At 57.1% G+C, this 18,138-nt stretch carries 20 protein-coding genes; 9 read left to right on the top strand and 11 right to left on the bottom strand.

Annotated elements, in window-relative coordinates:
* Positions 1-82 precede the first annotated feature (82 nt).
* On the top strand, positions 83-1,447 hold the full coding sequence (locus ABLU88_RS13240; RefSeq protein WP_341353852.1) for an MFS transporter: 1,365 nt from the start codon (positions 83-85) through the stop codon (positions 1,445-1,447).
* Positions 1,448-1,550: 103 nt separating this feature from the next.
* On the opposite strand, the gene ABLU88_RS13235 is transcribed toward ABLU88_RS13240, so the two are convergent.
* Positions 1,551-2,042 carry a YajQ family cyclic di-GMP-binding protein gene (locus tag ABLU88_RS13235; protein WP_004129715.1) on the bottom strand — a complete coding sequence of 164 codons (492 nt, stop codon included), beginning with the start codon at positions 2,040-2,042 and terminating at the stop codon, positions 1,551-1,553.
* A 142-nt stretch (positions 2,043-2,184) separates the two neighbouring features.
* On the opposite strand from ABLU88_RS13235, the gene panE reads away from it, so the two are divergent.
* Entirely contained in the window at positions 2,185-3,096 is a 912-nt protein-coding gene (panE, locus tag ABLU88_RS13230; protein ID WP_004848223.1) for a 2-dehydropantoate 2-reductase, read from the top strand.
* Positions 3,059-3,649: a protein deglycase YajL gene (gene yajL, locus ABLU88_RS13225; RefSeq protein WP_004848222.1), complete on the top strand. Its 591-nt coding sequence runs from the start codon at positions 3,059-3,061 to the stop codon at positions 3,647-3,649. Before panE ends, yajL begins: the two co-directional genes overlap by 38 nt.
* Positions 3,650-3,706: 57 nt before the next feature.
* Here the strand turns inward: yajL and thiI are convergent, their stop codons facing one another.
* Positions 3,707-5,155: a tRNA uracil 4-sulfurtransferase ThiI gene (gene thiI / locus ABLU88_RS13220; RefSeq protein WP_014228166.1), complete on the bottom strand. Its 1,449-nt coding sequence runs from the start codon at positions 5,153-5,155 to the stop codon at positions 3,707-3,709.
* Positions 5,156-5,353: 198 nt separating this feature from the next.
* Between thiI and xseB the strand changes: the two genes are divergently transcribed.
* The 4 genes from xseB to ABLU88_RS13200 are packed head-to-tail and all read left to right on the top strand — an operon-like array spanning position 5,354 to position 9,412.
* The gene (gene xseB / locus ABLU88_RS13215; RefSeq protein WP_004099468.1) at positions 5,354-5,596 is read left to right on the top strand and encodes an exodeoxyribonuclease VII small subunit; all 243 of its coding nucleotides are present in this window, start codon (positions 5,354-5,356) and stop codon (positions 5,594-5,596) included.
* Complete coding sequence (gene ispA / locus ABLU88_RS13210; RefSeq protein WP_004848218.1) at positions 5,597-6,496, top strand: (2E,6E)-farnesyl diphosphate synthase; 900 nt, start codon at positions 5,597-5,599, stop codon at positions 6,494-6,496. It begins immediately after the preceding gene.
* An 18-nt stretch (positions 6,497-6,514) separates the two neighbouring features.
* Entirely contained in the window at positions 6,515-8,377 is a 1,863-nt protein-coding gene (dxs, locus tag ABLU88_RS13205; RefSeq protein ID WP_025107179.1) for a 1-deoxy-D-xylulose-5-phosphate synthase, read from the top strand.
* A 60-nt stretch (positions 8,378-8,437) separates the two neighbouring features.
* On the top strand, positions 8,438-9,412 hold the full coding sequence (locus tag ABLU88_RS13200) for an aldo/keto reductase (protein WP_014228165.1): 975 nt from the start codon (positions 8,438-8,440) through the stop codon (positions 9,410-9,412).
* Positions 9,413-9,564: 152 nt separating this feature from the next.
* Here the strand turns inward: ABLU88_RS13200 and pgpA are convergent, their stop codons facing one another.
* The 6 genes from pgpA to nrdR form a co-directional block, all read right to left on the bottom strand.
* Positions 9,565-10,071 (bottom strand): phosphatidylglycerophosphatase A, encoded by a 507-nt coding sequence (gene pgpA, locus ABLU88_RS13195; protein WP_004133926.1) that lies wholly within the window; start codon positions 10,069-10,071, stop codon positions 9,565-9,567.
* The gene (gene thiL / locus ABLU88_RS13190) at positions 10,061-11,035 is read right to left on the bottom strand and encodes a thiamine-phosphate kinase (protein ID WP_047724315.1); all 975 of its coding nucleotides are present in this window, start codon (positions 11,033-11,035) and stop codon (positions 10,061-10,063) included. Before thiL ends, pgpA begins: the two co-directional genes overlap by 11 nt.
* Before the next feature lie 75 nt (positions 11,036-11,110).
* The gene (nusB, locus tag ABLU88_RS13185; RefSeq protein WP_004099457.1) at positions 11,111-11,530 is read right to left on the bottom strand and encodes a transcription antitermination factor NusB; all 420 of its coding nucleotides are present in this window, start codon (positions 11,528-11,530) and stop codon (positions 11,111-11,113) included.
* A gap of 19 nt (positions 11,531-11,549) precedes the next feature.
* Positions 11,550-12,020, bottom strand: a complete 471-nt coding sequence (gene ribE, locus ABLU88_RS13180) for a 6,7-dimethyl-8-ribityllumazine synthase (RefSeq protein WP_004129690.1) — start codon at positions 12,018-12,020, stop codon at positions 11,550-11,552.
* A 93-nt stretch (positions 12,021-12,113) separates the two neighbouring features.
* Positions 12,114-13,217, bottom strand: a complete 1,104-nt coding sequence (gene ribD, locus ABLU88_RS13175) for a bifunctional diaminohydroxyphosphoribosylaminopyrimidine deaminase/5-amino-6-(5-phosphoribosylamino)uracil reductase RibD (protein ID WP_025107180.1) — start codon at positions 13,215-13,217, stop codon at positions 12,114-12,116.
* Between the two features lie 4 nt (positions 13,218-13,221).
* A complete protein-coding gene (nrdR, locus tag ABLU88_RS13170) occupies positions 13,222-13,671 on the bottom strand; it encodes a transcriptional regulator NrdR (RefSeq protein ID WP_014228162.1) in 450 nt (149 codons plus the stop codon).
* 147 nt (positions 13,672-13,818) lie between these two features.
* On the opposite strand from nrdR, the gene ABLU88_RS13165 reads away from it, so the two are divergent.
* Together ABLU88_RS13165 and ABLU88_RS13160 are read left to right on the top strand one after the other, a co-directional pair.
* On the top strand, positions 13,819-14,361 hold the full coding sequence (locus tag ABLU88_RS13165; protein WP_004848204.1) for a DUF3251 domain-containing protein: 543 nt from the start codon (positions 13,819-13,821) through the stop codon (positions 14,359-14,361).
* A 296-nt stretch (positions 14,362-14,657) separates the two neighbouring features.
* The gene (locus ABLU88_RS13160; protein ID WP_348836697.1) at positions 14,658-15,542 is read left to right on the top strand and encodes a nucleoside-specific channel-forming protein Tsx; all 885 of its coding nucleotides are present in this window, start codon (positions 14,658-14,660) and stop codon (positions 15,540-15,542) included.
* A 43-nt stretch (positions 15,543-15,585) separates the two neighbouring features.
* Here ABLU88_RS13160 and ABLU88_RS13155 read toward each other — a convergent pair whose 3' ends face one another.
* The 3 genes from ABLU88_RS13155 to ABLU88_RS13145 form a co-directional block, all read right to left on the bottom strand.
* On the bottom strand, positions 15,586-16,275 hold the full coding sequence (locus ABLU88_RS13155; protein ID WP_014228161.1) for a YafY family protein: 690 nt from the start codon (positions 16,273-16,275) through the stop codon (positions 15,586-15,588).
* Positions 16,276-16,289: 14 nt separating this feature from the next.
* Positions 16,290-16,655, bottom strand: coding sequence for a VOC family protein (locus tag ABLU88_RS13150; protein WP_348836696.1), 366 nt, complete (start codon positions 16,653-16,655; stop codon positions 16,290-16,292).
* Between the two features lie 64 nt (positions 16,656-16,719).
* A complete protein-coding gene (locus ABLU88_RS13145; RefSeq protein ID WP_048261401.1) occupies positions 16,720-18,111 on the bottom strand; it encodes a M24 family metallopeptidase in 1,392 nt (463 codons plus the stop codon).
* Positions 18,112-18,138 lie beyond the last annotated feature (27 nt).

Below are 18,138 nucleotides of genomic sequence, written 5' to 3'. Positions count from 1 at the left end.
CGTAATATCTGTTAAACAAACATTTATTTACGCTTCTGTTTCCCCCCACTACACTATGCGCAGTTTTTATATTGAGGTGGTAATGAACGATAATAAAATGACGCCAGGCGAACTGCGTGCGACCTGGGGTTTGGGGACCGTATTCTCTTTGCGCATGCTCGGCATGTTTATGGTCCTGCCGGTTCTGACCACTTACGGCATGGCGTTACAGGGCGCAAGCGAAGCCCTTATCGGACTGGCAATTGGTATTTACGGGCTGGCCCAGGCGCTATTCCAGATACCTTTAGGGCTGCTTTCTGACCGCATTGGCCGTAAGCCGCTGATCGTCGGCGGCCTGTTAATCTTCGTTCTCGGCAGCGTTATCGCCGCGCTTTCTGACTCTATCTGGGGCATTATTCTTGGCCGCGCGCTGCAGGGTTCCGGGGCGATTGCCGCCGCGGTCATGGCGCTGCTTTCCGATTTAACCCGCGAGCAAAACCGCACTAAAGCCATGGCGTTTATCGGCGTCAGCTTTGGCGTCACCTTTGCTATTGCTATGGTTCTCGGGCCTGTCGTTACCCACCAGCTCGGCCTGCACGCCCTGTTCTGGATGATTGCTGTCCTGGCGACGCTCGGCATCCTGCTGACGCTATGGGTGGTGCCGAACAGCCAGAATCACGTGCTGAACCGCGAGTCCGGTATGGTGAAAGGCTGCTTCAGCAAAGTTCTTGCCGAGCCAAAACTCCTGAAGCTCAATTTCGGCATTATGTGCCTGCATATCATGCTGATGTCCACGTTTGTCGCCCTGCCGGGCCAGCTTGAGGCCGCCGGTTTCCCCGCCGCCGAGCACTGGAAAATCTATCTGGTCACCATGCTGGTCTCATTTGTCGCGGTGGTGCCGTTTATTATCTACGCCGAAGTGAAGCGCAAAATGAAGCGCGTCTTTCTGCTGTGCGTCGCCATCCTGCTGATTGCTGAAATCGTACTCTGGGGTGCCGGAGGCTATTTCTGGGAGCTGGTCGCCGGCGTTCAGCTATTTTTCCTCGCGTTTAACCTGTTGGAAGCGCTGCTGCCGTCGTTGATCAGCAAAGAATCACCGGCCGGATATAAAGGCACCGCGATGGGCATTTACTCCACCAGCCAGTTCCTTGGCGTGGCCATCGGCGGAGCGCTCGGCGGCTGGGTGGATGGCTTTTTTGATTCGCAAACCGTCTTCCTGCTCGGCGCCCTGCTGGCGATGCTGTGGCTGCTGGTGGCCAGCACCATGAGCGAGCCGCCGTACGTTAGCAGCCTGCGGGTCGAGATCCCGGAGGATATCGCCGCGGACAAAATGCTCGAAGCGCGCTTACGGGCTAAAGAGGGCGTCAAAGAGGTGCTGGTGATTAGCGAAGAGCGTTCGGTGTATATCAAAATCGACAGCAAGATCACTAACCGCTTTGAAATTGAGCAGGCAATCAAAGGGATATAAAAACGAGCACCTTTGTTCAGGCAGGCAAAAACGGTTCTGAGCGGAGCTTTGTGTCCTGCCGGGCGGCGGCTAACGCCGTGCCCGGCCGACAGACGGGACTCTTTTAATCGCGGAAGTTTTTGAACTGGAACGGCTGGCCTAAATCACCGCCGCGCACCAGCGCCATAACCGCCTGCAGGTCGTCGCGAGATTTACCGGTAACGCGAATCTCTTCGCCCTGGATCTGCGCCTGTACTTTCAGCTTGCTGTCTTTAATCAGCTTGACGATTTTTTTCTGCGTCGCGCTCTCAATGCCCTGCTTCAGCTTCGCATCGACAAACCAGGTTTTACCGCTGTGCACGAACTCGTCCGGCACTTCGATAGAACTGCCCTCAATTCCGCGTTTCAGCAGCTTGGCGCGCAGAATATCCAACAGCTGGTTAATCTGGAAATCAGACTCGCTGAGGACCTTGATGGTCTCGTTTTTTTCGTTCAGCTCAAAGCTCGCTTCGACGTTACGGAAATCAAAACGCGATTCAACTTCGCGGGTCGCGTTCTCTACGGCGTTTCGAACTTCCTGAAGATCGACTTCAGAGACAATATCGAAAGATGGCATCTTTTCCTCTCCTTCAGTTTCTTTTGCGTTGCATAATACCCGCAACGCGACATAACTCAACTTGTTATCCCGAAAGGATAACTGATAACGCTATACTTTAGCCATGAGCACCTGATGCAGCACTCACAGGTGAGGAGGAATAATGAAAGTAACCGTACTCGGATGCGGTGCACTGGGACAGTTATGGCTAACTGCGCTGTACAAACACGGACATGAAGTCCAGGGCTGGTTACGCGTCCCACAGCCATTCTGTAGCGTCAATGTGATTGAAACCGACGGCAGCGTGTTTAATGAATCGTTTACCGCTAACGATCCTGATTTTCTCGCCAGCAGCGACCTGCTGCTGGTCACCCTCAAAGCCTGGCAGGTCTCTAACGCGGTAAAAAACCTGAGCGCCATCCTGCCGTCGTCAGTACCTGTTCTGCTCATGCACAACGGTATGGGTACCGTTGACGAGCTTAAGAGCCTCAAACAGCCGCTGCTTCTGGCTTCGACAACGCAGGCGGCCCGCCGCGACGGCAACGTAATCGTCCACGTCGCCAACGGCACCAGCCATATTGGCCCAGCGAAAGCCTACCCTGAGGATTATAGCTATCTCGCTGATGTACTGCAGAGCGTGCTGCCCGACGTCGCCTGGCATAACAATATCTACCCCGCGACCTGGAGCAAGCTGGCGGTAAACTGTGTGATTAACCCGCTGACGGCGTTAAAAAACTGTCAGAACGGCGATTTACGCGAATACCCGCAGGAGGTCGCCGCGATTTGTTATGAAGTTGCGGCGGTGATGGATCGCGAGGGGATGCATACCTCGCCGGAAAACCTGTTATTCTATGTACATCAGGTTATTGAAAGTACGGCAGAAAATACCTCCTCCATGCTGCAGGATATTCTCGCCCAGCGCCATACGGAAATCGACTATATCACCGGTTATCTGTTAAAACGCGCCCGAGCCCACGGTATCGCCGTACCTGAGAATACCCGCCTGTTTGAACTGGTAAAGCGTAAGGAGAATGAATATGAGCGCGTCGGCACTGATTTGCCTCGCCCCTGGTAGCGAAGAGACCGAAGCGGTCACCACCATTGATTTACTCGTTCGCGGAGGAGTAAAGGTCACGACCGCCAGCGTTGCCAGCGATGGCAGCCTGACCATTGTCTGCTCGCGCGGCGTTAAGCTACTGGCCGATGCGCCGCTGGTCGAAGTGGCCGATGGCGACTTCGATATCCTTGTTCTGCCCGGCGGCATTAAGGGTGCGGAGTGCTTTCGCGACAGCCCGCTGCTGGTTGAAACAGTACGTCAATTCCATCTTTCCGGGCGCATCGTTGCGGCGATTTGCGCCGCGGCGCCGACCGTGCTGGTGCCGCACAACCTTTTCCCCATCGGCAATATGACCGGCTTTCCGGCGCTGAAAGAACGCATCCCCGCCGAGCAGTGGCAGGATAAGCGCGTCGTCTGGGACGCTCGCGTTAAGCTGCTCACCAGCCAGGGGCCGGGAACCTCAATTGATTTCGCCTTGAAGATGATCGACCTGCTGGTTGGACGCGAAAAAGCGCACGAAGTCGCTTCACAGCTGGTGATGGCGGCAGGAATTTATAACTACTACGAATAAACGCAAAACGGCAACCCAGGGTTGCCGTTTTCATGATTGCGCCTTGCTCCTGCAGAACTAGGGGCGATATACCTTCACGTTTTCAAAGCCCTGCTCGCGCAGATACAGCGCCTGCAGGCGGCTCATCACCCCACGCTCGCACCACAGCAGCCAGGTTTTACTCTGGTCGAGATCGCCAAATTTGGTGCTCAGCTTATAGAACGGCAGAGAAACCACGTCCACGCCTTCCACCTTCAGCGGCTTATCGTCCTGCTCGTCGATAGAGCGGATATCGAGGATCGCGTCGTCAGGGCCAAAACCGCTGACGGTTTCCACTTCCACTACATCCTGCTCGGTCTGCTGAGCGATATCGCGGATATCAATGTTGCTCGCTTCCGCCACCACTTTCTCGAGGATGCTGAAATCGAAGTGCTCTTCTTCCGCCTCGATCTTCGCCTTCACCGCTTTCACGGTGGGGCTCTTCGAGATAACGCCGCAGTATTCCGGCATGGTGCGGGCAAAATCTTCAGTGCCGATTTCACGCGCGAGGTCAATAATGTGCTCTTTATCGTGCGAAATCAGCGGACGCAGAATCAGCGTATCCGAGACGTTGTCGATCAGGCGCAGGTTGGTCAGCGTCTGGCTGGAAACCTGGCCTAACGCCTCGCCGGTGACCAGCGCCTGGACGCCGTAGCGCTCGGCGACTTTTGACGCCGCGCGCACCATCATGCGCTTGAGCACCACGCCCATCTGACCGTCGTCGACTTTCTCCAGGATCTCACCCACCACCGGCTCGAAGTTAATCGCCACGAAGCGCACGCGGTGTGAGCTGCCGAAGCGGTTCCACAGATAGTGCGCGACCTGACGCACGCCGATTTCATGGGCCGCGCCGCCGAGGTTAAAGAAGCAGTAATGCACGCGGCAGCCGCGGCGCATCAGCATATAGCTGGAAACGCCGGAGTCGAAACCGCCGGAAATGAGCGACAGCACGTCTTCCTGGGTGCCGATCGGGAAACCGCCGATACCTTCGTAGCGCCCTTTAACCAGCAGCAGGCGATCGTTTTCGATCTCGAGGTTAACCGTCACATCGGGATCGGTCAGCTTCACTCGCGCCGTTTCAATATGCTGGTTCAAACCGCCGCCGACGTAGCGCTCCACTTCGATTGAGGTAAACTCATGCTTACCGCGACGCTTAACGCGCACGCAGAACGTTTTACCTTCCAGCGCGTCACGCCACAGCGGCAGCGTCTGCTCGAAAATATCGTGCAGAGAGGTATAAGGAACGTCTTCGACTTCCAGAATATGGTGGATACCGGGGATACGGGTCAGGGCATCGCGAATAGCCGGACGCTGGTTTTCATCCTTCGCCCGGACCTCGATATGATCCCAGTGACGAACGACGGCAAGCGTCTCATCATAGTTTTTGAGAACGTTACGAATGTTCCCGGTTAAAATTTTAATGAAGCGCAATCGCACAGATTGGCTTTTGATGGTGATTTCCGGGAACAATTTAATGATAAACTTCATGGCGACACTATTCGTTGGCAAGCCCGACGGGGCTTTAAGCATAAAAAGTTGTACAGGCGCGACTGGCGTCTGCATCCAGGGCGCGGAGTATACCACTATTGGACGCTTTTCACCTGGCATTGCGCGTTATTTGATTAACCGCGCGACTTCGTTACCATATTGATAGCCATCGAGACATTACAAGAGTCTATATTCACTATGCCAAAGAAAAATGAGGCCCCGGCCAGCTTTGAAACCGCCCTGGGCGAGCTGGAGCAAATTGTTAATCGTCTGGAAAGCGGCTCGCTGCCGTTAGAAGAAGCGCTCGGCGAATTCGAGCGCGGGATCCAGCTGGCGCGCCAGGGGCAGGCAAAGCTGCAGCAGGCCGAACAGCGCGTACAAATTCTGCTGGCGGATAGCGAAGACGCGCCGCTTACCCCTTTTACGCCGGACGCTGAATAAATGGACTTCCCGCAACAGCTACAGGCGTGCGTCGAGCAGGCTAACGAAGCGCTGCGCCGTTTTATCGCTCCGCAGCCCTTTCAGAACACTCCGCTGGTCGAAGCCATGCAGTATGGCGCACTATTAGGCGGCAAACGCCTGCGCCCGTTCCTGGTTTACGCGACCGGCGATATGTTTGGCGTTAGCCGCGCTACGCTGGATGCCCCTGCCGCCGCCGTCGAATGCATCCATGCCTATTCGCTGATGCACGATGATCTCCCGGCGATGGACGATGACGATTTACGCCGCGGCCAGCCGACCTGCCATATAAAATTCGGCGAAGCGAACGCAATTCTTGCCGGAGACGCCCTACAAACGCTGGCGTTTTCTATACTGAGTGATGCGCCGATGCCGGAAGTGCCGGATCGCGATCGCCTGGCGATGATTTCTGAGCTGGCCCAGGCCAGCGGCATCGCGGGTATGTGCGGCGGTCAGGCGCTGGATCTGGAAGCGGAAGGCCATCAGGTTGATCTGACGTCGCTGGAGCGAATTCACCGCCATAAGACCGGCGCGTTGATTCGCGCCGCGGTACGAATGGGCGCGCTGAGCGCAGGTGAAGCCGGACGCAGGGCGCTACCCGCTCTCGATCGATACGCCGAGAACATCGGTCTCGCCTTCCAGGTCCAGGATGACATTCTCGACGTGGTAGGGGATACTGCCACACTTGGCAAACGTCAGGGAGCCGACCAGCAGCTGGGCAAAAGTACCTACCCCGCCCTTTTGGGACTCGAGCAAGCCCGGAAAAAGGCCTTTGACCTGATTACCGACGCCCGCCGGTCGTTAACTGAGCTGGCCGCGCAATCTCTGGATACCACGGCACTGGAAGCGCTCGCGAATTACATAATTCAGCGTGATAAATAAACAATAAATGAGTCTCTGATGAGTTTTGATATTGCCAAATACCCGACCCTGGCGCTGGTGGATTCCACCCAGGAGTTGCGTTTGTTGCCGAAAGATAGCCTGCCGAAACTGTGCGACGAACTGCGGCGTTATCTGCTGGACAGCGTCAGCCGCTCCAGCGGACACTTTGCCTCCGGGCTCGGTACGGTAGAACTAACCGTGGCGCTGCATTACGTCTACAACACGCCTTTCGATCGCCTGATCTGGGACGTCGGCCACCAGGCTTACCCGCATAAAATTCTGACCGGACGCCGCGATCGGATTGGCACCATCCGCCAGAAAGGCGGGCTGCACCCCTTCCCGTGGCGCGGAGAAAGCGAGTATGACGTCCTGAGCGTCGGCCACTCGTCGACCTCCATCTCTGCCGGAATCGGCATAGCTATCGCCGCAGCCAAAGAGGATAAGCAGCGCCGCGCGGTTTGCGTAATCGGCGACGGGGCGATAACCGCCGGCATGGCGTTTGAAGCGATGAACCACGCTGGCGATATCAAACCCGATCTGCTGGTGGTGCTCAACGACAACGAAATGTCGATCTCCGAGAACGTCGGTGCGCTAAACAATCATCTGGCGCAGCTGCTCTCCGGCAAACTCTACTCCACGCTGCGCGAAGGCGGCAAAAAGGTCTTCTCTGGCGTGCCGCCGATTAAAGAGCTGCTCAAACGCACCGAGGAACATATCAAAGGGATGGTGGTTCCGGGGACCCTGTTTGAAGAGCTGGGCTTTAACTACATTGGGCCGGTGGACGGTCATGATGTTATCGGTCTGGTAAATACGCTGAAGAATATGCGCGACCTGAAAGGGCCGCAGTTCCTGCATATTATGACCAAAAAAGGCCGCGGCTATGAGCCCGCCGAAAAAGACCCGATCACCTTCCACGCGGTGCCAAAATTCGATCACACCAGCGGCGTGCTGCCGAAAAGCAGCGGCGGCCTGCCCTCTTACTCGAAAATCTTTGGCGACTGGCTGTGCGAAACCGCCGCGAAAGATGACAAGCTGATGGCCGTCACGCCAGCGATGCGCGAAGGTTCCGGGATGGTCGAGTTCTCGAAAAAATACCCCGACCAGTATTTCGACGTGGCCATTGCCGAGCAGCACGCGGTGACCTTTGCCGCCGGCCTGGCGATCGGCGGCTATAAGCCGGTGGTGGCGATCTACTCCACCTTCCTGCAGCGCGCCTACGATCAGGTGATTCACGATGTCGCCATCCAGAAGCTGCCGGTGCTGTTCGCTATCGACCGTGCGGGTATCGTCGGCGCCGATGGGCAAACCCATCAGGGCGCGTTTGATATCTCCTTCCTGCGCTGCATTCCTGACATGGTCATCATGACCCCCAGCGATGAGAACGAGTGCCGCCAGATGCTGTATACCGGTTATCACTACAACGACGGCCCGAGCGCGGTGCGCTATCCGCGCGGCTCCGGTACCGGCGCGGCCTTTGAACCGCTGGCCTCGCTGCCTATCGGTAAAGGCGTAGTGAAACGCGAAGGTGAAAAAATCGCGATTCTGAACTTCGGCACGCTGCTGCCGCAGGCGGCAAAAGTCGCGGAAAAGCTTAACGCCACCCTGGTGGATATGCGCTTTGCCAAACCGCTGGATGAAGCGCTGGTGCTACAGCTGGCCGCAGAACACGAAGTGCTGGTCACCCTGGAAGAGAATGCCATTATGGGCGGTGCGGGCAGCGGCGTGAATGAGCTGCTGATGTCCCGCCGCCGCGCGATTCCTGTGCTCAATCTCGGCCTGCCTGATTTCTTTATCCCGCAGGGAACCCAGGAAGAAGCGCACGCCGACCTCGGCCTGGACGCCGCCGGAATAGAAGCCAAAATCCACGCCTGGCTGGCATAATTGCCGCCACCGCTCCTGCTATGCTTAAAGGATACCCTTTACCCGTAGCAGGAGCGCACTATGCACTATATCCCTCTTGGCGATACCGATCTCCGCGTTTCCCGACTCTGCCTCGGCTGTATGACCTTTGGCGAACCGGACCGCGGTAACCATGCATGGACCTTACCGGAAGAGAGCAGCCGCCCGCTGATAAAATACGCCCTCGAGGGCGGCATTAACTTCTTCGACACCTCGAATAACTACTCTGACGGCAGCAGCGAAGAGATCCTCGGGCGCGCGCTGCGTGAGTATGCTCGTCGCGATTCCGTGATCGTCGCCACCAAGGTTTACCATCAGGTGGGCGATCTGCCGCAGGGACTGTCGCGCGCGCAGATCCTGCGCTCCATTGACGACAGCCTGCGCCGCCTCGGCATGGAGTATGTCGATTTGCTGCAAATCCATCGCTGGGATTACACCACGCCCATTGAAGAAACTCTCGAAGCGCTAAACGACGTCGTCAAGGCGGGTAAAGCCCGCTATATCGGCGCATCCTCAATGCATGCCCGTCAGTTTGCCCAGGCGTTAGCGCTACAGCGGCAGAATAACTGGGCCCGCTTCGTCACCATGCAGGATCACTACAATCTGATTTATCGTGAAGAAGAAAACGAAATGCTGCCACTGTGCAGCCGTGAAGGCGTCGCGGTGATGCCGTGGAGTCCGCTGGCGCGCGGTCGCCTGACCCGTCCGTGGGGGGAAACCACCGCCCGTCTGGTATCCGATGAAGTCGGTAAGGCGCTTTACAATGCCACTGATGAGAATGATGAACTGATCGCGACAAACCTGGCCGAAGTCGCGGAAGAGCTTGACGCCAACCGCGCGCAGGTGGCGCTGGCCTGGCTATTGAGCAAGCCGGGCGTGGCCGCGCCGATTATCGGCGCCTCAAGGCAGGAGCAGCTGGATGAGCTGCTGCATGCGGTCGATTTAACGCTGACGCCGGATCAGATTGAAAAGCTGGAGACGCCGTATAAACCGCACCCGATTGTGGGGTTCAAGTAACGCGCGGTTCCCTGCCGATTCCCGGCTCGCGCTGCGCTTAGCCGGGCTACAGGTTCACCAGCATCTGCTGACGACGAGTTCACCACCGCCTCCGGGAAAAGCCTGCCAGCTCGATTTCCCAGAGGCGCCAGGCCAGCCGCGCCGGACCGGGTTTAGAAAAGACCAATCGGCCAGTGGTGGCCAATCACGTACAGCACCCCGGCGGAAATCACCCCGGCGACAATATCGTCCACCATGATCCCCATCCCGCCGTGGATATTGCGGTCGAACCAGCGGATGGGCCACGGCTTCCACATATCAAAGAGGCGGAAAATCACAAATCCAGCGGCGACCCACTGCCAGTCCATCGTCGGTAGAGCCATCAGGGTGATCCACATCCCGACAAACTCATCCCAGACAATGCTGCCATGATCGTGGGTACCCATATCTTTCGCCGTACGGTGGCAAATATAGACGCCAATGCAGATGCTCATCATCACCGCCAGCGAATAGAGCTGCCAGGGGAGTAAGGTCAGCAAATACCAGAAGGGGATCGACGCCAGCGATCCCATAGTGCCGGGAACCACGGGGCTAAGGCCGCTGCCAAATCCCGTTGCCAGCAGATGCCAGGGGTTGCTCATCTTCAGGCGGCTTTTCGCCACATCTCTACTACGCGCCAAAATGATCGTATCCCTTAAAATCGAACGTGACGGGCTTACCTTCGCGTATGAACTGCAGACCTTCCGATTCCGGCAGGATCTGCCCAATGCAGGTAAAACGCGCGCCGAGGTTGGCAAGGGCCACGTCCAGCGCCCCGCGATTGAGTTCAGGTACGGTAAAGCACAGCTCGTAATCTTCACCGCCGGAGAGCGCCCAGCGCAGCGCCTGCTCAGGCTCAACCTGGCGCAGCATCGCATCCGAGAACGGCATCGCATCAAGATCGACGCGCGCGCCGCAGCCGCTGGCCTTGAGAATATGCCCCAGGTCAGAAATCAGGCCGTCGGAGAGATCGATGGCGGCGTTCGCCAAATCGCGCAGCGCCTGCCCCTGCAGAACCCGCGGCAGCGGACGCAGATGGCGCGCCAGGAGATAATCCGCGTCGGCGTCATCTTCAACCTGCAGCCGATCCTGCAAAATCGCCAGACCCGCGGCGCTGTCTCCCGGCGTGCCGGTGACGTAAATCCAGTCGCCATGCTTTGCCCCGGAGCGCTTCAAAGCGCGTCCCGTCGGCACATAGCCGTGAATACCCAGCGTCATCGACAGCGGTCCGCGCGTGGTATCGCCGCCAATGAGCTGCATATCGTAATAATTAAGCTGCACGAACAGGCTGTCGCTAAAGGCCTCAAGCCAGGCTTCGTCCGCTTCCGGCAGGGTCAGGGCCAGGGTTAGCCACGCCGGTTCAGCGCCCATTGCCGCCAGGTCGCTCAGGTTGACCGCCAGCGCTTTATAGGCGAGGTCGGCAGGGTCGATATCGGGTAAAAAATGGTTTCCCGCCACCAGGGTGTCGGTGCTGATTGCCAGCGTTTTTTTCTCGGGGATGTTCAGGAGCGCGCAGTCGTCGCCAATGCCGGTTTCAACATCAAGACGTGCGCTTTTTACGCGATCAAAATAACGGGCAATCAGGGAGAATTCGCCGCATGCCATACGTTATGCCTCAGAAAAAGAAAAGAATAAGGCCGGTTTGCAGAAGTGAGACTCTGCAAAAACCGGCCCTGGAATTTACTTTTTGTTGGGACGAATTACCGGGGCAGCTTTGTCCAGCACGCCGTTGACAAACTTATGGCTATCTTCAGCGCCAAAGGTTTTCGCCAGTTCGATGGCTTCGTTAATCGCAACTTTGTACGGTACATCGCTACGCTTTGACAGCTCAAACAGTGCGATACGCAGCACCGCTTTTTCCACCTGACCCAGCTCGTCCAGCAGACGAGAAAGATACGGCTTCATCAGGCCGTCGAGATACGCGCTGTTAGTCGCCACTCCGGACAGCAGTTCGCGGAAATACAGAACGTCTACATCTTTCACATCCTGTTCCGCCAGGAACTGGTATTCGACATCAGCGATGTCGTTTTTGGACAACTGCCAGGAGTAAAGCGCCTGGACAGCACACTCACGGGCGCGGCGACGAGCAGCAGGTTTCACGGAATTCCCCTTACAAAAATCAGGCCTTGATGGCTTTCAATACGTTAATCATTTCCAGCGCGGTCAACGCGGCTTCAGCGCCTTTGTTACCGGCTTTGGTGCCAGCGCGTTCGATGGCTTGTTCAATACTTTCTGTGGTCAGAACACCGAAGGCTACCGGGATTCCGCTGTCCTGAGCGACGTGCGCCAGGCCATTGCTTGCACCGCCAGCCACATATTCAAAGTGCGCGGTGCCGCCACGGATAACGGTACCCAACGCGATCACTGCGTCATACTTACCGGTTTTCGCCAGTGCGTCAGCCGCCAGCGGCAGCTCATACGCGCCTGGAACCCAAACCACGGTAATGTTTTCATCTTTGACCTGGCCAATACGCTTCAGGGCGTCAATCGCGCCATCCAGCAGGCTGTCGTTGATAAAGTTGTTGAAACGCGCGATGGTGATGGCGACGCGAGCGTCCGGGGTAGCAACGTTAGCTTCAATAATGTTCATACTCTTCCTTCGGGTTCAGTTCATTTGGCCCCGCAAGGGGGGCGGATTCTATCATAATAATCGGCGCACTGCTTTCCCTTTTGTCCGGGGAAATCAAGCGTTCACTAAATGCAGGCAAATATCCGGGCCTACATGACGTATTTCATTGAATTTGAAATGGGGTGCTTGCTCAAGTTTCTCAAGCCCCGGCAGTACACATAATCCGCGCGCATCGCTGCCTAACAGTTTAGGCGCAATATAGACGATAAGCTCGTCCACCAGCCCGGCCTCCAGCAGCGCGCCGGCAAGGGTGGGGCCTGCTTCCACCCAGATCGAGTTAATTTGCTGTTTGCCCAGCAGCATCATCAGGACCACCAGATCCAGGCGACCGTTATGCTCCGGCACCAGCAGCGTGCGTACGTTCTCCGGCCACTGGCGTTCATCTGCACGGGTACGGGCAAACAGCGTTTCACCCGCCTGCTCCACGATACGATGCTGCGGCGTGACGCGATTCTGACTATCGATAACGATGCGCAAAGGCTGGCGCAGGTTTTCCTGCGGGTACAGCGCCTGGGTGTCGGCGTTGAGCTCGTCCCAGCGTACGGTTAGCGCCGGGTCATCCGCCAGCACCGTCGCGCTGCTGGTCAGGATGGCGTGGCTTTGCGCGCGCAGGCGCTGCACATCGCGCCGCGCCTGCGGTGAGGTGATCCACTGGCTCTCTCCGCTGGCCATCGCCGTGCGCCCATCCAGCGATGCGCCCATTTTTAACTGAATCCAGGGAAAACCGGTGCGCATCCGCTTAAGAAAACCTTTATTCAGCGCCTCGGCTTCGTTCATCATCAGCCCGTGACTGACGTCAACCCCTTCCTGCTGCAAACGGTACAAACCGCGACCCGCGACCTGCGGGTTCGGGTCCTGCATCGCCGCAACCACGCGGGTCACCCCTGCGGCAATCAGCGCCTCGCAGCACGGCGGCGTGCGCCCGTGATGGCTACAGGGCTCCAGCGTGACGTACGCCGTCGCGCCTTTCGCTTTTTCGCCCGCCATGCGCAGCGCGTGCACTTCCGCGTGCGGTTCACCGGCGCGATAGTGAAAACCTTCGCCGACGATCTGGCCATCTTTAACGATCACGCAGCCGACATTCGGGTTTGGGTGCGTGGTGAAGCGTCCGCGCGCGGCCAGCTTCAGCGCTCGCGCCATGTATATTTCATCCTGCATCGGCTCAGTCCTGTAAGCGGGCGATCTCTTCGCCAAACTCTTTGATATCTTCGAAGCTGCGATAGACGGAAGCAAAGCGGATGTAGGCGACTTTATCGAGCTTTTTCAGCTGCTCCATCACCAGGTTGCCGATCATTTTGCTCGGCACTTCCCGCTCGCCGGTCCCGCGCAGGTGGGTTTTTATATGGTTAACCGCCATTTCGACATCGTCTGAGCTGACCGGACGCTTCTCCAGCGCTTTCAGCATACCGCTGCGCAGTTTGTCCTCATTAAAAGGCTCGCGCACGTCGTTGCTTTTTACGACTCGCGGCATCACCAGTTCCGCCACTTCAAACGTCGTAAAACGTTCATTACAGACCAGACACTGACGACGACGACGCACGGAAGAGCCCTCGCCCACCAGACGAGAGTCGATAACTTTGGTATCTACGGCGAAACAGAAAGGGCAATGCATGGCGCGTCCTGACATGTAGTTAAACTAACGGGTAGTTTACCGCGAAGCGACCCGACAACAAAGAAAGAGCTTTTGAGACAAAGGATCTATAGTGCGATTATCCGATCGGTCTACCATTAAGCATCCTCTGTTAACGGAATCCCAACTATGACAAGACGTTATTTAAAGCTGGCCATTGTGGGTAGCATTTTCACCCTCAGCGCCTGCGCGCAGCAAAGCGAAATCCGCCAGATGAACCAGAGCGTGAGCACCCTGAGCAAAGAGATGACCCAGCTCAACCAGCAAACGGTCAAAATTACCCAGCAAAACGTGCTGAATGCGAAATCGAGCAGCGGCGTATACCTGCTGCCGGAGGCGAAAACGCCGGCCCGTCTCAAAAGTCAGATTGGTACTCTGCGCATGTCGCTGCTCAATATCGCGCCGGATGGCGACGGTACCCGCCTGACCCTGCGTATCCAGGGTGAATCAAACGATCCGCTGCCGGCCTTTAGCGCGACGGTCGCCTCCGGGCAGATCAGCGGCACCACCGATAGCTATCAGGAAGTTAACGTACAAAATCAGCTGATTAGCGCGCCGGCAAGCGTTCTGGCGCCGAGCGACGTCGATATTCCGCTACGCCTGAATGGCGTAACGCCCGAGCAGGTTGGCTTTGTCCGCATCCACGATATCCAGCCCGCAAACACGCCGTAACGCCCTCAGCCGGATGCCCTGAACATCCGGCTCCCCTCCCCTCATGCTAATCCACTTACAGATTTTCCATTCAGTTCACTAAAAATTGCCAGAATTTATGAATTTCGGTGGCATTCCCGCAAGAAATGCATAAAATCGTGAACGCAATCGATTACGCATATGTTCGTTATGTGAAACAACACATATTTTTGTGAGCAATGATTCCTATAATAGACGCCACAGAAATACGAAATATTTAGAAACGCTTCGGCGCTTCTTTTAACGCCTTCAGGCTTAATTTAAACAGTGGCATCATTATGAAAAAAACATTACTGGCAGCCGGCACAGCTCTGGCGCTCTCCGCATCTTTCTCTGCCAGCGCGGCAGAAAACGACAAACCGCAATACCTGTCTGATTGGTGGCACCAGAGTGTAAACGTGGTGGGTAGCTACCACACTCGTTTTGGGCCGCAGATCCGTAACGATACTTATCTGGAATATGAAGCGTTCGCCAAGAAAGACTGGTTTGATTTCTATGGCTATATGGATGCGCCGGTATTCTTCGGTGGTAACACCAACGCGAAAGGTATCTGGAACCACGGTTCTCCGCTGTTTATGGAAATTGAGCCGCGCTTCTCCATCGACAAACTGACCGGTACCGACCTCAGCTTCGGCCCGTTCAAAGAGTGGTATTTCGCTAACAACTATATCTACGACATGGGCCGCAACAAGTCCGGTCGTCAGAGCACCTGGTATATGGGTCTGGGTACCGATATCGATACCGGCCTGCCGATGAGCCTCTCGCTCAACGTCTATGCGAAATATCAGTGGCAAAACTATGGCGCATCAAACGAGAACGAGTGGGACGGCTACCGCTTCAAAGTGAAATACTTCGTGCCGCTGACCGACCTGTGGGGCGGTTCACTGAGCTATATCGGCTTCACCAACTTTGACTGGGGCTCCGATCTGGGCGATGACAACGCTTATGATTTGAACGGTAAGCATTCACGCACCAGCAACTCCATCGCGTCCAGCCATATCCTGGCGCTGAACTACGATCACTGGCACTACTCCGTCGTGGCGCGTTACTTCCACAACGGCGGCCAGTGGGCGGATGACGCGAAGCTGAACTTCGGCGACGGCGACTTTAACGTCCGCTCTACCGGCTGGGGTGGTTACTTCGTGGTCGGCTACAACTTCTAATCGGCTCGATGATCCCCGGCAACTACGCCGGGGATCATAAAAGCTAACGCTCTTCGCATCTCACCTTACGCAAGAAATCACTCAATGAGCGATCGGCTCGTTCGCTGAAATGACGCCCGGTGGCGGAAATCTCCAGACAGCGGTCGAGGCGAAAACAGCGATAATCTTCCCGCAGTTCGCACCAGGTCACCAGCAGCCAGCGCTCGCCCCAGAAAAAAAGCCCCAGCGGCAGTACGTCACGCTGCGACACGTTTCCCGCTTCATCGCGATAGCGCAGCCCCAGCGCCTGCTGGGCGGAGACTGCCCGATGCACTATATCAAACTGATCTTTACTATAGCCCTGTGCACCAAAGTCCGGTGCGAACACGCGCGACTGCTCCGCCTTACGCCGGCTCTCGGCAGGCAAAATGGCCAGCACTTTTTCCTGCGCCGACTCCAGCGCCTGGGACAGCGAGGCGCCGCCCCAGGTTTGCAGCAGCCGTATAGCGGCCATCAGCGCTTCCGATTCCTGAGTTGTCAGCATCAGCGGCGGTAGGTCATAGCCCGCCAGCAGCCGGTAGCCGCTCCCTGCTTCCCCCTCAACCGGGACGCCGGAGAGCGAGAGGTCGCGAATATCACGGTAGATGGTGCGCTCTGACACGCCGAGCCGCTCGGCCAGCAGCCCGGCGGTGGTTAATCTCCTCCCGCGCAGGATCTGGACGATTTGAAAAAGACGGTCGGCGCGTCGGCTCATTTCTGTTTTCTCATTTACGCGGGTTGGTGAAGGCCAATCCGATTACCCTCACTGTCGATAAACAGGGCAATCGTGCCGATATCGTCCGCCAGATCAAGGGGGCCAAACGCGCAGCTTCCGCCCGCCGAGTTGACGCGATCGAGCGTGGCCGCCAGATTGTCAGTATGCAGATAGATAATACATCCCTGATCGGAGGGCTTAACGCCATCGAACTTTGCCAGCGCGCCGCCGGGAGCCGGATCCTCATGCGGGAAAACGGCCATCTCGATGCAATCCATTTTTTCCCGACGCAGCGTCACCTGCATCACCGGCTCGTAAAACGCCACGGCACGATCCATCTCCGCAACCGGGATCTCAAACCAGTTAATTACGTTGTTCATACATCCTCCTGTCCATTGTTTGGGTTCAGGAGGAGTGTAAGACAGGCCTACTGACAGCATTGTGTCAGTATGGTGCGCACACCAGCGCGCGCTCGGGACTCAGCAGCCACGGACGCAGGTATCCCACGGTACTGGAAAATGGCAGCACCTCTTCAGGAAGCACAATGCCAAGCTGCTCGCCGATATACAAGCGCCGGGCGACAATACGCTGCCAGAGTTCGGGATAGCGCTGCGCCAGCTCCCGACGCAACGCGCTATCGGCAAGCGCCACGGTATCTTCAATGCTTGCGCCGCCGTAGCCCGGGCGGGAAGGAATGATGTCGATTTGCAGTATCATCCCGCTTTGCAGGCAGGCGGTTGAATGGGGGCCAATGGGCGAACAGAGCCACTCCTCATCCGCGACCAGATGCCCCGGATTCAGGTGCCAGTGATATTCCGCCTTCGGCAACGCCTGCTCTATCAGCGCATACATATCGCCGCCGCGCATGCCGATGCGCAGATTTTCCAGCCAGTTCACCACCGCGTTGAAATAGGGCTTCGCCACGACCTCAAGATAATCAGCCACCTCGGGCGCCAGTTCGCTCTCATCGGCCACCACGTAGGCGGCGCGGCTGCTCAGGCCGCCTTTGAAGCCGGTGGTCAGCGAGAATTTATCTCCGCGCTGAATCACCTTATCGCCCGGATAAAGATTCGCCCAGGCGAAGCGCTCGCCGGTAGCGGCAATCATCACCACGCTATTAGGCTGCCCTTCCGCCGCCAGCAGCGCGCCGATTTGCTTTTCCGTTTTACCCGGCGCAACGGCGTTAAGCGCGGTGAGAATCGCGGTGGAAGCCAGATTTGCGCCGTACTCATAGTGCGCCAGCTCGTTGGCATTATTGGTGACTCGCGCTCCGCTTGCCGGGTCGATAAAAATGCCGGTGGCGTTAGTTAATCTTGCCTGCGGGCCGGCGGCCTGGCGAATAGCGTCCACGATAAAGGCAGGCAGATCGAACATCTGCGCGCGGTCATCCGCCGCGCCGGTAAAGAGCTTCCAGCCCGCCAGGCCGATTCGGTTTTCCGCCGCAACGCCTGCCTCCTGAAGCCGCTGAGCCAGCGTTTTACCGGTTTCCATCGGCTGATTGGGCAGCGAAAACCACGGGGCGTGAATCACACGGTTTTCCAGCCGGGCATGGCCTGCCAGCTTGAGATTCTCGTTACCCAGCACCAGCACCGCTTCACCGTCCCGATGCAGCACCAGCAGCGCCTCTTCGAAACGGGGAATAAAGCCGGTGAGATACTCAAAGTTGCCGCCGTGCTCTTTGTCGGCATAGACGATAAGCGTGTCTACGCCGGACTGACGCATATTTGCCAGCACCCTGGACTTGCGCAGCCGCAGCGTGTCGTCGTTAAGCGTAACGGAAGGCACATCGTGCCAGAGCGGGGGTTGAGGAACGGTGGAAAGCGTTACGACAGCCATCGGCATTTCTCCATGTCATTGCGTGCT

It is taken from the genome of Klebsiella sp. GW_Kp182 (assembly GCF_040062275.1).
Taxonomy (GTDB): Bacteria; Pseudomonadota; Gammaproteobacteria; order Enterobacterales; family Enterobacteriaceae; genus Klebsiella; species Klebsiella michiganensis.
This window is presented reverse-complemented; position numbering and strand designations above follow the sequence as displayed.